General features: G+C 63.6%; 13 protein-coding genes. 3 read left to right on the forward strand and 10 right to left on the reverse strand.

Annotation, left to right across the window (positions count from 1 at the left end):
* Positions 1-43: 43 nt before the first annotated feature.
* From EG885_RS08725 to EG885_RS08740, 4 genes are all read right to left on the reverse strand, one after another.
* Complete coding sequence (locus tag EG885_RS08725) at positions 44-1,138, reverse strand: AI-2E family transporter (RefSeq protein WP_242679570.1); 1,095 nt, start codon at positions 1,136-1,138, stop codon at positions 44-46.
* A gap of 62 nt (positions 1,139-1,200) precedes the next feature.
* Positions 1,201-3,960, reverse strand: coding sequence for a DNA gyrase subunit A (gene gyrA / locus EG885_RS08730; RefSeq protein ID WP_207392237.1), 2,760 nt, complete (start codon positions 3,958-3,960; stop codon positions 1,201-1,203).
* 103 nt (positions 3,961-4,063) lie between these two features.
* Positions 4,064-4,531: a disulfide bond formation protein B gene (locus tag EG885_RS08735; protein WP_131574095.1), complete on the reverse strand. Its 468-nt coding sequence runs from the start codon at positions 4,529-4,531 to the stop codon at positions 4,064-4,066.
* Positions 4,528-5,106 (reverse strand): YqaA family protein, encoded by a 579-nt coding sequence (locus EG885_RS08740; RefSeq protein WP_131574096.1) that lies wholly within the window; start codon positions 5,104-5,106, stop codon positions 4,528-4,530. Before EG885_RS08740 ends, EG885_RS08735 begins: the two co-directional genes overlap by 4 nt.
* Before the next feature lie 143 nt (positions 5,107-5,249).
* Here EG885_RS08740 and ypfJ point away from each other — a divergent pair, with 143 nt between their 5' ends.
* The gene (ypfJ, locus tag EG885_RS08745; RefSeq protein WP_131574097.1) at positions 5,250-6,089 is read left to right on the forward strand and encodes a KPN_02809 family neutral zinc metallopeptidase; all 840 of its coding nucleotides are present in this window, start codon (positions 5,250-5,252) and stop codon (positions 6,087-6,089) included.
* Between the two features lie 137 nt (positions 6,090-6,226).
* Here ypfJ and EG885_RS08750 read toward each other — a convergent pair whose 3' ends face one another.
* On the reverse strand, positions 6,227-6,406 hold the full coding sequence (locus tag EG885_RS08750) for a hypothetical protein (RefSeq protein WP_131574098.1): 180 nt from the start codon (positions 6,404-6,406) through the stop codon (positions 6,227-6,229).
* 72 nt (positions 6,407-6,478) lie between these two features.
* Here EG885_RS08750 and EG885_RS08755 point away from each other — a divergent pair, with 72 nt between their 5' ends.
* Both EG885_RS08755 and EG885_RS08760 read left to right on the forward strand, forming a co-directional pair.
* Positions 6,479-6,946, forward strand: coding sequence for a type II toxin-antitoxin system RatA family toxin (locus tag EG885_RS08755; protein ID WP_131574099.1), 468 nt, complete (start codon positions 6,479-6,481; stop codon positions 6,944-6,946).
* Positions 6,947-6,955: 9 nt separating this feature from the next.
* On the forward strand, positions 6,956-7,324 hold the full coding sequence (locus EG885_RS08760) for a DUF4870 family protein (protein ID WP_131574100.1): 369 nt from the start codon (positions 6,956-6,958) through the stop codon (positions 7,322-7,324).
* A gap of 51 nt (positions 7,325-7,375) precedes the next feature.
* On the opposite strand, the gene metK is transcribed toward EG885_RS08760, so the two are convergent.
* The 5 genes from metK to EG885_RS08785 all read right to left on the reverse strand — a co-directional run bounded on the left by metK (position 7,376) and on the right by EG885_RS08785 (position 14,048).
* Positions 7,376-8,554 carry a methionine adenosyltransferase gene (gene metK, locus EG885_RS08765; protein WP_131574101.1) on the reverse strand — a complete coding sequence of 393 codons (1,179 nt, stop codon included), beginning with the start codon at positions 8,552-8,554 and terminating at the stop codon, positions 7,376-7,378.
* A 4-nt stretch (positions 8,555-8,558) separates the two neighbouring features.
* Positions 8,559-9,944: an adenosylhomocysteinase gene (gene ahcY / locus EG885_RS08770; protein ID WP_131574102.1), complete on the reverse strand. Its 1,386-nt coding sequence runs from the start codon at positions 9,942-9,944 to the stop codon at positions 8,559-8,561.
* Positions 9,945-10,032: 88 nt separating this feature from the next.
* A complete protein-coding gene (locus EG885_RS08775; protein ID WP_131574103.1) occupies positions 10,033-10,674 on the reverse strand; it encodes a TetR-like C-terminal domain-containing protein in 642 nt (213 codons plus the stop codon).
* A gap of 283 nt (positions 10,675-10,957) precedes the next feature.
* Complete coding sequence (typA, locus tag EG885_RS08780; RefSeq protein WP_131574104.1) at positions 10,958-12,778, reverse strand: translational GTPase TypA; 1,821 nt, start codon at positions 12,776-12,778, stop codon at positions 10,958-10,960.
* Positions 12,779-12,923: 145 nt separating this feature from the next.
* Positions 12,924-14,048 carry a hypothetical protein gene (locus EG885_RS08785; protein WP_242679571.1) on the reverse strand — a complete coding sequence of 375 codons (1,125 nt, stop codon included), beginning with the start codon at positions 14,046-14,048 and terminating at the stop codon, positions 12,924-12,926.
* Between the last annotated feature and the right edge of the window lie 177 nt (positions 14,049-14,225).

The raw sequence follows: 14,225 nt of genomic DNA on the forward strand, positions 1-14,225 counted from the left end.
GGGCGCGGCCATATGCGGTCGCGCCACCGTTTTTTTGTGGAGTTCAGGCAGCCAAACTGCGGGACGCGTCCCCTTCGTCGCCGCTGCCGTCATCGGGCAACCCCTCGCGCGACAGCATGACGGCCAGCCCGCGCAGCCAGGGGATATGGGCACAGATGATCATCAGCGCGACCATGATCGGCACTGCAAGAAACATCCCCGGCACCCCCCAGATCGCGCCCCAGAAGGCCAGCGACAGGATGATGCCAAAGCTGGACAGGCGCAGCGTCTGGCCCAGCAGCATCGGGTCCAGAATATTGCCGATCAGGAACTGCGTGACGCTGCACAACACGCCCACGATCAGCGTCAGCGTGGTGTCGCCGGTCAGCACGAAGGCCAGCATCGTCGCGATCGCCGTCGCCACAATCGAGCCCACCGAGGGGATGAAGTTCAGAATGAAGGTCAGCAGCGCCACTGCCAGCGCCAGTTCCAGACCCGCCACGCGAAAGATGACCCAGACAATCACGGCCGTTACCGCGCTGACCCCGGTCTTGACCACCAGATAGCGGTTCACGCGGTGCATGATCGACGCGATGATGCGGCGGATCTGATGCGCACGCTCGGGATCTTCGGCCAGACGTTCGATTTTCAGGGGAAACCAGACCTGTTCGGCGAACATGAAGCCCACGAACAGGATGACCAGTACGCTGCCCGACAACAGCCCCGAGGCCTGACCCGCCAGTGACCGGATCCAGCCGGTGATGTTGAAATTCGTCAGCGCCGTCATGATCCGTTCCTGCGCCTCGGGGCCCAAGCGTTCGGTCAGGGTGGGCAGGGCAGCCTGCGCCTGTTCGGCATAGGCGATGGCCAGAAAGACGACCTCGTTCACCTGTGCGACGATGGTGGTCGAGATCCACAAGAGCCCAAGCGCGATGCCGATCAGCGCAAGCGTCGTGGCCAGCCAGTTCGGAACCCGCAGCCGGGTCGAGATCGCGTGGATCGCATCCGAGGTCAGAGAGAACAGGATGATCGCGATGGCCAGCGAGATCAGGATGAATTTCGCCTGCACCAGCATGATCATCAGCAGCGCAAAGGCGATCAGACCCAGAAACCCGGTCTGCAGCCGCTCTCGCAGTACGGTCTCGTTCGATTGGTCCACGCATGTCCCCGCGGCGCTGATGAAAAACCCGATCCCGGCTGGCGGGATCGGGTCGGTTGGTGTCAGTCCTGATCGTCGGTCGTTTCGGCGATCTCGCTGTCGCCCTGTTCGGCGATGCGGGCGACCGAGACGACCACCTCTCCGGCGGCGGTGTTAAAGACCTTGACCCCGCCTGCGGTGCGCGACCGGAAGCTGATCCCCTGCACGGGCACGCGGATCGACTGGCCGGTCGAGGTTGCCAGCATGATCTGATCGTCCCCCTCGACCGGGAAGCTGGCGACCAGCGGGCCGCCGCGCATCGCACGGTCCATGGCCATGACGCCGATGCCGCCGCGGTTTCTGACCGGATAATCGTGGCTGCTGCTGATCTTGCCTGATCCGCGGGCGCTGATCGTCAGGATCAGATCCTCGGCCGCCGACATCTCGATATAGCGTTCCTGGGTCACGGTGCCTTCGACGGTGTCGTCATCCTCGTCAGCCTCGGCCCCGTCATCCAGCGCCCCCGCCACCGCACGGCGCATCTTGAGATAGGCGACGCGTTCCGAGGGATCAGCCTCGAAATGGCGGATCACGGACATGCTGACGACCTTGTCGCCCGGCGCCAGACGAATGCCCCGCACCCCGGTCGAATCGCGGCTTTTGAACACCCGGATCGCGGTGGTCGGAAAGCGGATCGCGCGGCCCATGCCGGTGACTAGCATCATGTCATCGGTCTCGGTCGCCAGACGCACGCCGACCAGCGTCACGCCCTCGGGCATCTTCATGGCGATCTTGCCGTTGCGCATGATATTGGTGAAATCGGACAGGGCATTGCGACGCACATCGCCGTCATCGGTGGCAAAGACCACCTGATAATTGTCCCATTCGGTTTCCGGCGCATCCATCGGCAGCAGGGCCGCGATGCTGACGCCCGGCACGATCGGCAGGATATTGACGATCGCCTTGCCCTTGGACGTGCGGCCCGCCAGCGGCAGTCGCCATGTCTTCATGCGATAGACCATGCCGTCGGTGGTAAAGAACAGCAATTCGGTATGGGTATTGGCCACGAACAGCGTGGTGACCACGTCGTCTTCCTTGGTGGCCATGCTGGACAGACCCTTGCCGCCCCGCCGCTGCGAGCGGAATTCGGCCAGTGCCGTGCGCTTGATATACCCGCCCGAGGTGATGGTGACGACCATATCCTCGCGCTCGATCAGATCCTCATCCATCATGTCGCCGGCCCAGTCCACGATCTCTGTGCGGCGGGGGACGGCGAACAGATCGCGGATCTCGCGCAGTTCGGTCGCGATGATCTCCATGATGCGATCGCGCGAGGCGAGGATGGCCAGATAGTCGCGAATGCTGTCGGCCAGCGTTTGCAGCTCGTCGGTGACCTCTTTGACGCCGATCTGGGTCAGACGCTGCAGGCGCAGGTCCAGAATGGCGCGGGCCTGAACCTCGGACAGGTTATAGGTTCCGTCCTCGTTCACCGGGTGCAGCGGATCGTCGATCAGGCGCAGATATTCGACGATCTCATGGGCGGGCCAGGGGCGCGTCATCAGCTTTTCGCGGGCCTCGGCGGCGTCGGCGCTGGCGCGGATGGTGGCCACCACCTCGTCGACATTGCTGACAGCGACTGCCAGACCGCACAGCACATGGCTGCGTTCACGGGCGCGGCGCAGTTCATAGGCCGTGCGGCGTGCCACAACTTCCTCTCGGAAGGCAATGAAATAGGTCAGAAAATCGCGCAGCGCCAGCTGTTCGGGCTTGCCGCCGTTCAGCGCCAGCATGTTGCAGCCAAAGGTCGTCTGCAGCTGGGTAAAGCGGAACAGCTGGTTCAGAACCACCTCGGGCGTGGCGTCGCGTTTCAGTTCGACGACGACGCGGACGCCGTGGCGGTCGCTTTCATCCTGAACCGTGGCGATACCCTCGACCTTCTTTTCCTTGGCCAGTTCCGCGATGCGCTCGATCAGGGTGGATTTGTTCACCTGATAGGGGATTTCATCGACGACGATGGCAAAGCGGTCCTTGCGCGGCTCCTCGATATGGGTTTTCGCGCGGATGATGACGCTGCCGCGCCCTTCCAGATAGGCTTTGCGCGCGCCGGATCGGCCCAGGATCGTCGCGCCGGTCGGAAAGTCCGGGCCGGGAATGATCTCCAGCAACCGTTCGGTCGGCAGGTCGGGATCGGCGATCAGCTCCAGCGTGGCGTCGATCACCTCGCCCAGATTGTGCGGCGGGATGTTCGTGGCCATACCGACCGCGATGCCGCCTGCGCCATTGACCAGCATGTTCGGAAAGCGTGCGGGCAGGACGGTCGGTTCGCGGTCCTTGCCGTCATAATTGTCCTGAAAATCGACGGTATCCTTATCGATATCCATCAGCAGGAAATTCGCGGGTTTGTCCATGCGCACTTCGGTGTAGCGCATCGCCGCCGCCGGATCGCCGTCCATGCTGCCGAAATTGCCCTGACCGTCCAGCAGTGGCAGCGACATCGAAAAGGTCTGCGCCATCCGCACCAGCGCGTCATAGATCGCGCTGTCGCCATGCGGGTGATACTTGCCCATCACATCGCCGACGGACCGCGCGGATTTGCGATAGGGCTTGTCGGGGGTGTTTCCGCTTTCGTCCATCGCATACAGGATGCGGCGATGCACCGGCTTCAGCCCGTCGCGCAGATCGGGGATCGCCCGGCTGACGATCACCGACATCGCATAGTCCAGATAGGATGTCCGCATCTCGGCCGAGATGTCGATCACCGGGCCGTCATGATGCATCACGACCCGGGTGGGGGCGCCCTCTTCCGGGGTTTCGGGCAGATCGTCTTCTGGGGTGTCGGCCACGGGTATTCCTCAACATCTAGTTGGGGTTCGGTATAGCGCAGCCATCCCCAAGGGGCAATCGCGGCCCGCCGAAACGGTTGGGAAAAGGCCGCGCCCTGCCGCCTCAGGCGCCCTTGCGGGCGGCCATTGCCCACAGGCCCGCCAGACCTGCGGACAGAAGGGCGTTCCAGCCCGCCATCGAGACGCCCAGAAACGACCATGCCACCTCGTCGCAGCGCACGACCGGGGCCGATTGCAGCCGGGTCATCAGATCCTGCGTGGACAGGCGCGACAGATCACCGACACCGCCCGAACAATGCGACGGCCCGGCCCACCAAGTCATTTCGACCCCCACATGGTACAGGGCCACGCCCGCCGCAGCACCCGCCGCGATCATGCCCAGCACCGCCAGCGACCGCACCTGGCCAGTCAGCCAGACCAGCGCCGCGACGGCCACCGCCGCGACATGCGGCCAGCGTTGCAGGATGCACAATTCGCAAGGCGCGTAGCCTGCCGCCTGAAAGCCAAGCGCCGCGATCAGCAACAGGGCCGATCCGGCCCCGGCGATAAGGGAAAGCTGTCTGCCCGTCACAGGAACCTCACAGTGGCAAAGCCGCCGATCAGGCAGGCCATGAAGATGGTAAAGACCAGACCCAAGCGCCGCTCGATGAAATCGCGGACGGGGCCGCCGAATTGCCACAAAAGCCCGGCGACGATAAAGAACCGCCCCGCACGCCCCAGGATCGAGGTCGCGATGAACAGCGGCAGCGACAGCCCCACGGCGCCCGAAAAGATCGTGATCACCTTGAACGGAAAGGGGGTCAGCGCCGCGAACAGCACCGCCCAGCCCCCGTATTCGGCAAAGCGCAGGGACAGATCCTGAAAGGCGGCCTCTTTGCCATAGGCGGTCAGCACCCATTGGCCGACCGTGTCCATCAGCACCGCGCCGATCCAGTATCCCAGCAGCGCCCCCAGAACCGAACCCGCCGTCGCGATCGTGGCAATCGCCCAGGCGCGCGCGCGCCGCGCCAGCACCATCGGGATCATCAGCACATCGGGCGGGATCGGAAAGACCGAGCTTTCGATGAAGCTGACCCCGAACAGGGCCGCATTGGCATGGCGATGCGCCGCAAGCCCCATGGTCCAGTCGTAAAGTCTGCGCAGCATGCTGTCCCCTTTGGCGGCTTTGGCCTGTCCTTCCCCCCGTGCGGGGGCCGCGTCAACCCTCTCGCGCGGCTGTGAAGCGCGGGGGCAGGGGAACCGGGGCCGGTTGCGCGCGTTCCGGGCAACAGCGATCGCGGGGATATGACATGCAGTGGCGGGGACGACGGGGCAGCGGCAATGTCGAGGATCGTCGCGGCATGGGCCGCGCGGCAGGCGGGATCGGCATCGCGGGCACGCTGGTCGTGCTGGCGGTCGGCTATTTCTTCGGCATCGACGTGACGCCTCTGGTGCAGGGCATGGACCAGGGTCAGCAGGGCGAGGTCGAGCTGTCCGAACGCGACGAGGAATGGGGCCAGTTCGTGTCGGTCGTTCTGGCCGATACCGAGGAAATCTGGCAGCCTCTGCTGCAGGAACAAGCTGGCATCGCCTATCAGGATCCGACGCTGGTCCTGTTCCGGGGGGTCGTGCAATCGGCCTGCGGGGGCGCATCCTCGGCCATGGGGCCGTTCTATTGCCCCGGCGATCAGCGCGTCTATCTGGATACCGACTTTTTCGACATGATGGCCGAACGGATGGGCGCGGGCGGCGATTTCGCCGCCGCCTATGTGATCGCACATGAGGTCGGCCACCATGTCCAGAACCTGACCGGCACGCTGGACGAGGTCAACCGCGCCCGCAGCAGCGGGTCGGAGGCCGAGGCCAATGCCATTTCTGTCGCCAATGAATTGCAGGCCGATTGCTATGCGGGCATCTGGGCGCGTCAGGCGCAGGAACGTTTCGGCAGTCTGGACGTTGGCGATCTGGACGAGGCGATGCGAGCAGCCGAAGCCGTCGGGGATGACGTCATTCAGGCCAGCGCGGGCCGGACGCCCATGCCCGACAGCTTTACCCACGGCACCGCGGCGCAGCGTCAGGAATGGCTGATGCGCGGGTTCGACTCGGGCGATATGCGGCAATGCGACACATTTGGTGCGGATTCTCTGTGATCAGAGGCCCTGCAACGAACCGGAGGACATGATGACCCTGATCCTGACTTTTGCGGGCCTGATGACGGCCTTTGCGATCACTCTGGCGCTTGGCGCACCCCGGCCCCGCCCCGTTCCTACGAAGAAAGACTGACAGATCAACGCGGAAAGCGCGGCTGACGCTCCATCGTGGCCCATTCGGGCCAATAGCCCAGCATCTCGACCCCCGCGATGATCAGACCCACGGCGATGATGCCGAACACCATCATCACCATCTTGGCGCTCGGCGGGTTCCTGACCCATCTCGCGGCGCGTACCAGCCACATCAGGTTGTGCATCTTGCGCCTCGCCTGTTACATCCTCGCGACAGCGAAATCAGACGTCGCGACGAAACTCAAGAGCCCAAGCCCGTGCCGAACCATCAGGACAGTCGAAACCTTCCCTATAGCGCGCGCCAGATGTACGATCTGGTGGCCGATGTCGAACGCTATCCGCAGTTTCTGCCGTGGAACAGCGCCGCGCGCATCCGGTCCCGCGAGACCCGGCCCGATGGCAGCGAGGAAATCACCGCCGATCTGGTCATCAGCTTCAAGGTGTTCCGCGAACGCTTTGGCAGCCGCGTCGTGCTGTGGCCGCAGGACGATCAGGGCCGCTGGAAGATCGACACCGAATATCTGGACGGCCCGTTCAAATACATGCGCAGCGGCTGGACCTTTACCGATCGGCCCGAAGGCGGCTGCCATGTCGAATTTTTCGTAGATTTCGAATTCAAGAACGCCATTCTGCAACGGCTGATCGGCGTGGTCTTTCACGAGGCCATGTCGCGCATCGTCCGCGCTTTCGAGGATCGCGCCCGCAAGCTATATTCCACCCCCTGAGGAGACCCGATGACCCCATTCCCCGACCCCTCGCGGACCCTGACCGCACCCGATCTGACCCCCGCAAAGATCGTCTATGGCCTGTATGCGCTTGGCTATCTTGTCGGACTGACGACGCTGGTCGGCGTGGTCTATGCCTATGTCTCGCGCGGCAAGGATCCGGTGCTGGACAGCCATCTGCAGTTCCAGATCCGCACCTTCTGGATCAGCCTTGCCATCGCGCTACTGGCCTTTGTCACCATCGTGATCGGCATCGGCTTTCTGGTCTGGGCGTTTCTGACGGTCTGGGGGCTCATCCGGGTCATCTCGGGGTTTTTGCTGGCCAATGACGGCAAGCCCGTCACCGGCACCAGATATTGGGGCATCATGGCCTATTGAGGCGCCGTCCCATGATGAAAAAGGCCGCCCCGATGGGCGGCCTTTGTCGTGTCAGCTCAGCGCGGCCTTCAGGGCCTCGGCCTTGTCCACGGTCTCCCAGCTGAAGGCGGTGGCGCCGTTCAGCGCGTAAGCCTCGCGTCCGAAATGGCCATAGCTGGCGGTCGGGCGATAGATCGGATGCAGCAGGTCCAGTTCGCGGATGATCGCAAAGGGGCGCAGGTCGAACACCTCGCGCACGGCAGCGACGATCCGGTCGACCGGGACGGTTTCGGTCCCGAAACAGTTCAGGCTGATCGAGGTGGGTTCCGCCACGCCGATCGCATAACTGACCTGTATCTCGCAGCGCTTTGCCAGACCGGCGGCCACGATGTTCTTGGCCACCCACCGGCCCGCATAAGCCGCCGAGCGATCGACCTTGGACGGATCCTTGCCCGAAAACGCCCCGCCGCCATGGCGTGCCATGCCGCCATAGCTGTCGACGATGATCTTGCGCCCGGTCAGGCCGCAATCGCCCACAGGGCCGCCGATCACGAACTTGCCGGTCGGGTTGATGAAATATTTCGTCGCATCGCTCAGCCATTCCGCAGGCAGGACCGGCTTGATGATTTCTTCCGTCACCGCCTCGCGCAGATCGGCAAGGCTGATTTCGGGATTGTGCTGGGTGGACAGCACCACCGCCTCGATCCCCTCGGGGCGGCCATCGGGACCATAGCGCAGGGTGATCTGCGATTTGGCATCCGGGCGCAGCCAGGGCAGGGTGCCGTCGCGGCGGACCTTGGACTGGCGTTCCACCAGCCGATGGGCATAGGTGATCGGCGCGGGCATCAGCACATCGGTTTCATCCGAAGCATAGCCGAACATCAGGCCCTGATCCCCGGCCCCCTGTTCTTCGAGGCTTGTACGGTCAACCCCCTGATTGATCTCAGGAGATTGCTTGCCGATGATGTTGATTACCGAACAGGTCGCGCCATCGAAACCCACATCGGACGAATTATAGCCGATATCGGTGATCACCCCGCGCACGATGGATTCCAGATCCACCCAAGCGCTGGTCGTGATCTCGCCCGAGATGATCGCGACGCCGGTTTTCACCATCGTCTCGCAGGCCACGCGGGCGCGCGGATCCTCGGCCAGAATGGCGTCCAGAATGGCATCGCTGATCTGGTCGGCGATCTTGTCGGGGTGCCCCTCCGAGACGGACTCGGAGGTGAAGGTCGAATATTCTGTCATGGGATCAATACCGGTAATGGTCGGATTTAAAGGGGCCTTCGGTCGAAACGCCGATGTAATCGGCCTGTTCCGTCGACAGCACCGACAATTTGGCGCCGATCCGGCCCAGATGCAGGCGCGCGACCTTTTCGTCCAGCGCCTTGGGCAGGATATAGACGCCCGGCTTATAGTCGTCGCCCTTGGTGAACAGCTCAATCTGGGCCAGCACCTGATTGGTGAAGCTGGCCGACATCACAAAGGACGGATGCCCGGTCGCATTGCCAAGGTTCAGCAGGCGCCCTTGGCTCAGCAGGATGATCCGGTTGCCCGAGGGCATCTCGATCATGTCCACCTGATCCTTGATGTTGGTCCATTTGTGGTTGCGCAAGGACGCAACCTGAATTTCATTGTCGAAATGGCCGATATTGCCGACGATGGCCATATCCTTCATCTCGCGCATATGCTCCAGCCGGATGACGTCGCGGTTGCCGGTGGTGGTGATGAAGATGTCGGCGGTCTCGACCACGTCTTCCAGCACCACGACCTCGAACCCGTCCATTGCGGCCTGCAGTGCGCAGATCGGATCGACTTCGGTCACCTTGACGCGGGCGCCCGCGCCCTGCAGCGACGCCGCCGAGCCCTTGCCCACATCGCCATAGCCGCAGACGACCGCGACCTTGCCGGCCATCATCACATCGGTGGCGCGGCGGATGCCGTCGACCAGCGATTCCTTGCAGCCGTACTTGTTGTCGAATTTCGATTTGGTGACGCTGTCGTTCACATTGATCGCGGGGAAGGGCAGAAGGCCCTTTTTCTGCAGATCATACAGACGATGCACGCCGGTGGTGGTTTCTTCCGAGACGCCCAGAATCTGGTCGCGGGTCTTGGTGAACCAGCCGGGTGACTGCGCCATGCGCTTGGCAATCTGCGCCTTGATGACGGTTTCCTCGTCCGATTCCGGGACGGGGATGATGTCCTCGCCCGCCTCGGCCCGCGCGCCCAGCAGAACATACAGCGTCGCGTCGCCGCCATCGTCCAGGATCAGGTTCGGTCCGTCGGGAAACTGGAACGAACGGTCCAGGTAATCCCAATGCTCTTCCAGCGACTGACCCTTGATCGCAAAGACCGGCACACCGGCCTCGGCGATGGCGGCGGCGGCATGGTCCTGCGTCGAATAGATGTTGCACGAGGCCCACCGGACATCGGCGCCAAGCGCCGTCAGCGTCTCGATCAGGGCGGCGGTCTGGATGGTCATGTGCAGGCTGCCCACGATGCGGGCGCCGGCCAGCGGCTTGGCCTGCCCGTATTCGGCGCGCAGCGCCATCAGGCCCGGCATTTCGGTTTCGGCGATATCCAGTTCCTTGCGACCGTATCCGGCCAGCGCGATATCCTTGATGATATAATCGGTCACGGCTGCTCTTTCGTCATTCTGAGGTTGCCTTGCAGATAACGCAGGCACCCCTTTTTCGAAAGGGCCGATTGCAAAACTGGCTAATCTGTCACGCCGTCGCGGTAACCTTGCTGCTGCGCGCGATGCGCGTCACAAAGTCCAGAGTCAGCATCTTGGCGGTCGCCAGAGGAGGCCGTTCCGGCGCCCATTCGGCCATGCGTCCGTCCACCAGCATCCGCGCCAGACCATAGGCATAGCTGCGCGACGACAGCACCAGCAGGGCGATATCCTCGCGCGGGTGCAGCTGCCCCTCGTCGCGGGCGCGGGTCATCATGCGGGTCATCAGTTCGGTCAGCGAATCCACATAGCGGCGCAGCGAGGGCACTTGCAGCAGGTGCGGAACCCCGCCATCCGACATCATGCGGAATTCGATCCGATGCCTGTCGGCCCAGTCAAGATAGGCATTCCCAAGTGCGATGAACTGGGCGAAGGGATCCTTGGGATCGACCTTGACCACCGCGCGGGTGCAGGTATCCATCAGCAAAATCAACGATTGCTCGATGCTGGTGATCAAAAGCGCGCGATTGTCGTCATAGATGTCATTCAGCCGGGCGGGGGGCTCATTGATCGACCGCGCGACCTCGTCCAGGCTGGGCAGGCGGGCATCGCGGTCATCGATCAGCCGCAACAGGGCAGAGATGGCCCGCTCGTGCAAGCCGTGGGGTTGTTCCCTGTGTGCGGTCGTCTGCATGATGTCATGGCCCGGTCTGATGCGCTGTTTTCGAAGCAATGATAAAACAGATGACACAACCTAAGGACGTTGCCCGGACGGCGTCCGGTTCAAAAATCGTCAATCAAATCCGAACAAGACATCGCCCGACTGAACCGTCTGACCTCTTGCCCGTAGGTCAGCCTATCACGAAATGTCGCGCGGGCGACACATTTATTTGACTGTTTATGCCCGGTCTTTGAAAGCACAAGCCCGGCCTGCAGAGGTCATCTGCAGACCGGGCCCTTTGTTCCGGTTGATCCGCTCAGACGCCCGAACGGGCGACGCGCTTGCGTTCGTTCGGGTCCAGATGGCGCTTGCGCAGGCGCACGTTCTTGGGCGTCACCTCGACCAGTTCGTCGTCGTTGATATAGGCGATGGCCTCTTCCAGCGACATGCGGACCGGGGTCGTCAGGCGCACCGCCTCGTCCGTGCCCGAGGCGCGGACGTTGGTCAGCTGCTTGCCCTTCAGCGGGTTCACCTCGAGATCGTTGTCGCGCGAGTGCTCGCCGATGATCATGCCCTGATACAGCTGTTCCTGCGCGCCGATGAAGAACTTGCCGCGATCTTCCAGCTTCCACAGCGCATAGGAGACCGAAACACCGTTTTCCATGGAGATCAGAACGCCCTGACGACGGCCCTGAATGGCGCCCTTATGCGGTGCCCATCCGTGGAAGATGCGGTTCAGCACGCCGTTGCCGCGCGTGTCGGTCATGAATTCGCCCTGATAGCCGATCAGACCGCGCGCCGGCACATGGGCCACGATGCGGGTCTTGCCGACGCCTGCGGGGCGCATCTCGATCAGGTCGCCCTTGCGGTCGCCTGTCAGCTTTTCGATGACCACGCCGGTATATTCGTCATCGACGTCGATGATGACCTCTTCGATCGGCTCAAGACGCTTTCCGTCCTCTTCCTTGTAGATGACGCGGGGGCGGCTGATCGACAGCTCGAATCCTTCGCGGCGCATGTTCTCGATCAACACGCCCATCTGCAATTCGCCACGGCCCGAGACGACGAAGGCCTCGCCGCCCGGCGTATCCTCGACCTTGATCGCGACGTTGATCTCGGCCTCTTTCATCAGACGCTCGCGGATGACGCGGGACTGGACCTTCTTGCCGTCCTGACCGGCCAGCGGGCTGTCATTGATGCCAAAGGTGACGCTGATGGTCGGCGGATCGATCGGCTGCGAGGGCAGGGCGTCCGTCACGTCCGGGTGGCACAGAGTGTCGGCCACGGTCGCCTTGGACATGCCTGCCAGCGTGACGATGTCACCGGCCTCGGCCTCGTCGATGGTGGTCTGGGTCAGGCCGCGGAAGGCCAGGATCTTGCTGATCCGGAACGTCTCCAGCTTTTCGCCATCGCGCGACATCGCCTTCAGCGTGTCACCGGCGCGGGCGGTGCCGGCCTCGACCCGGCCGGTCAGCAGACGGCCCAGAAACGCGTCGGCGCCCAGGGTGGTCGCCAGCATCTGGAACGGCTCGTGGTTGCGGTTGATCTGCTTGGGCGGCTGCACATGCTTGGTGATCAGGTCGAACAGCGCGTCAAGGTTCTTGCGGTCGCCGTCCAGCGTGGTGTCGGCCCAACCGCCGATGCCCGAGGCATAGACATGCGGAAAATCAAGCTGCTCATCCGTGGCGCCCAGATTGGCGAACAGGTCGAACACGTCGTTCAGCGTCTCGTCGGGTTCGGCTGCGGGCTTGTCGACCTTGTTCAGCACGACGATCGGGCGCAGGCCCAGGGCCAGCGCCTTGGACAGCACGAATTTCGTCTGCGGCATCGGGCCTTCGGCGGCATCGACCAGAAGGCAGACGCCATCGACCATCGACAAGATCCGTTCGACCTCGCCGCCGAAATCGGCGTGGCCGGGGGTGTCGACGATGTTGATGCGGATGCCCTTCCATTCCACCGAGGTGGCCTTGGCAAGGATCGTGATGCCGCGTTCGCGTTCGATGTCGTTGCTGTCCATCGCGCGTTCCGCGACGGCCTGATTTTCGCGGAAAGACCCCGACTGACGCAGCAGCTGATCCACCAGAGTGGTCTTGCCGTGGTCGACGTGGGCGATGATGGCGATGTTGCGGATATCCATGACAGCCTTAATCCATAGGTTTCGCGGCTGCCCTAGCCGATAAGGGCCGTGAATGCCAGCCCGCAATTGAAAGGCCCCCGACACAAGCGGTCGGAGGCCTTTCAGAGTTCAGGGGTTCCGCAGGCGCCCTAAGGCGCCAGCAGGGTCACGAACGACGGCGGGTCAGACCGGTCCAGACGCGGCCCGCGTCGCGGTCGCTGCCGCCACGGATCGCACCCATCCAGGCTGCCAGACCCGCAATCAGCGAGGTCACGGCCAGGAACAGGGCCGACCACACAGCTGCGTGACGGGCGGATTCAGCCGCAGCGATGGCGGTGTCCTGTGCTTCTTGCAGACGCTGTTCGGCCTCGGCGCGCAGCTCTTGTGCCTGGGCTTCGGCGGTGGCCAAAGCCTCTTCGGCCTGCTGGCGCGCTTCGGTCAGGCGCTGTTCGGCCTCGTCGCGCAGGGTCTGGGTCTGGGTCACGGCCTCTTCGACGCGGGCGTCGATCTGGGCCGGGGTCAGGTCGGTCCGGGCTGCCAGCGCGTCGCGCAGATAGTCCAGATCATCCTCGGGAACCTCGCCGGTGCGCAGAACGGTGCTGAGAATGCTACCGACTTCGCTGCGGATCGCCTCGTCCGAGAACTGGTCGGGGGCCGCCGCTTCGCCGCGCAGCAGACGATCGGTCAGGTAATCCAGAGGATTGCCGCCCATCTCTTCGCCGCCAGCCGCTTCGCCGGCACCGGATACGGCGCCGCCTGCCAGTTGGCCGACACCGCTGATCGCGCCGCCTGCAATCTGGCCTGCACCGCCGACGATACCGCCTGCCAGCTGGCCTGTGCCCTGCAGGGCACCGCCGACCGCAGAGCCTGCCGCCTCGACCGCCGTGGTGGCCGCGCTGCCTGCCGCGCGCACGCCGCTGGTCACCGCACCTGCCGCCAGAATGCCGCTGAGGATCATGCCGATAGCCCAGACCGTCAGGCCGTGAATGCCGTCACGCGCTTCGACTTCGTCTTCCGAAGTCGAGGTGCGGGCCCGCATCCGTCCGGCGACATAGCCGCCCAGACCATAGATCGCGATCATCGAGACAAAGGCGAAGACGCCCACGAGGATCAGCGCGAAGGTGCCCAGACCCTCGCCTGTTTCGGCCGAAACCGACCCGAGCCCGATCGCGGCGGTAAAGCCGGTCAGAACGACCGTCAGCCCGCCTGCGATCGCCGCCCCCGCAAGGATCGAGGGCCAATCGACATGGCCACGCTGTGCCTTGCCGGCAGTATCGAGGTTTTCGTTCATGATCGGGTTTCCTTACCGCAGGCCGAGAAACGACAGGACGAACAGAACGACAACGACGAGGCCGACAATATAGATGATCGAATTCATGACTTTTTCCTTTGCCTTGGGCATCCGCCGCACAATCGGCGCGGCGTGGTGACGCATCACTAGGCAAACGGGTCAGGTTGCGCACAGGTT

The sequence above is a fragment of the Paracoccus nototheniae genome (assembly GCF_004335005.1).
Taxonomy (GTDB): domain Bacteria; phylum Pseudomonadota; class Alphaproteobacteria; order Rhodobacterales; family Rhodobacteraceae; genus Paracoccus; species Paracoccus nototheniae.

Coding starts and splice junctions, on each gene's coding strand:
- EG885_RS08740 (WP_131574096.1), bottom strand. CDS start 5,106: ATGCTGCGCAGACTTTACGACTGGACCATGGGGCTTGCGGCGCATCGC.
- ypfJ (WP_131574097.1), top strand. CDS start 5,250: ATGCAGTGGCGGGGACGACGGGGCAGCGGCAATGTCGAGGATCGTCGC.
- EG885_RS08750 (WP_131574098.1), bottom strand. CDS start 6,406: ATGCACAACCTGATGTGGCTGGTACGCGCCGCGAGATGGGTCAGGAAC.
- EG885_RS08760 (WP_131574100.1), top strand. CDS start 6,956: ATGACCCCATTCCCCGACCCCTCGCGGACCCTGACCGCACCCGATCTG.
- metK (WP_131574101.1), bottom strand. CDS start 8,554: ATGACAGAATATTCGACCTTCACCTCCGAGTCCGTCTCGGAGGGGCAC.
- EG885_RS08775 (WP_131574103.1), bottom strand. CDS start 10,674: ATGCAGACGACCGCACACAGGGAACAACCCCACGGCTTGCACGAGCGG.
- typA (WP_131574104.1), bottom strand. CDS start 12,778: ATGGATATCCGCAACATCGCCATCATCGCCCACGTCGACCACGGCAAG.
- EG885_RS08785 (WP_242679571.1), bottom strand. CDS start 14,048: ATGAACGAAAACCTCGATACTGCCGGCAAGGCACAGCGTGGCCATGTC.